Source organism: Bartonella sp. AA126HLJHH, assembly GCF_042197425.1.
In the GTDB taxonomy this organism is placed as follows: Bacteria; Pseudomonadota; Alphaproteobacteria; order Rhizobiales; family Rhizobiaceae; genus Bartonella.
This window is the reverse complement of the sequence record NZ_JBHIRU010000131.1, coordinates 1-633: the sequence shown is the minus strand read 5'-3', so window position 1 is coordinate 633 and position 633 is coordinate 1. Positions and strand designations below refer to the sequence as shown.

At 45.5% G+C, this 633-nt stretch carries 1 protein-coding gene and 2 pseudogenes; all 3 read left to right on the top strand.

Features of this window, described 5'->3' with window-relative positions; all coding sequences use genetic code 11:
• A pseudogene (locus ACFIQC_RS10135) lies at nt 1-111 on the top strand (phage tail protein); the annotation flags it as partial.
• Nucleotides 108-362, top strand: a complete 255-nt coding sequence (locus tag ACFIQC_RS10130) for a tail protein X (RefSeq protein ID WP_375707156.1) — start codon at nt 108-110, stop codon at nt 360-362. The pseudogene ACFIQC_RS10135 and the gene ACFIQC_RS10130, both read left to right, overlap by 4 nt.
• Nucleotides 362-633: pseudogene (locus tag ACFIQC_RS10125) on the top strand (late control protein); the annotation flags it as partial. The gene ACFIQC_RS10130 and the pseudogene ACFIQC_RS10125, both read left to right, overlap by 1 nt.

Here is a 633-nt window from a genome sequence, read left to right as displayed (position 1 = left end):
GGTCAATCCCAGCGCATCCGCTATTCCATTACGCTCTTGCCCTTTTTTAATGGCGGAAAACCACAAGGACAATACCAGGTGGGACAAATCCAAGAGGGACAAACTCTATGAAGATACCAGAAAAGCATGTTGTTGTAGAGTTAGAGGATATGAGTCTTGATCTCATCTGCTTTCAACATGCCATGGCAGTGTTCAGAGACCGCATCCAAGTTGGGGCACTAAACGGTTATTTAGAAGCCACACTGGAAGCTAATCCAGAGATTGCCAAATATGGTGTGTTTTTACCACGGGGCTTAAAGGTCATTCTGCCTGAATTTGTGTTGTCTAATCCCCAAAGCATGGTGAAGCGGTTATGGGATTAATGCGTACACACCCTTTTATTGTGGTCAAGGTGGGAGACAAACCTGTTCATGAGGTTTTTTACCAGCGTCTTTTAACCGCAACCATTACGGACCATGCCGGGAATGAAGCCGATACATTTGAAGCAGAGTTTGATGATAGTGGCAATGATTTAGAGGTTCCACAAACGGGCAACGCTCTCCAGGTGATCTTTGGCTATGAGAACAGCATCAGTGCATTTATGGGGTGTTTTGTTGTCGAATCGGTTGTGAGTATTGGAGGCAGCGATGGAGA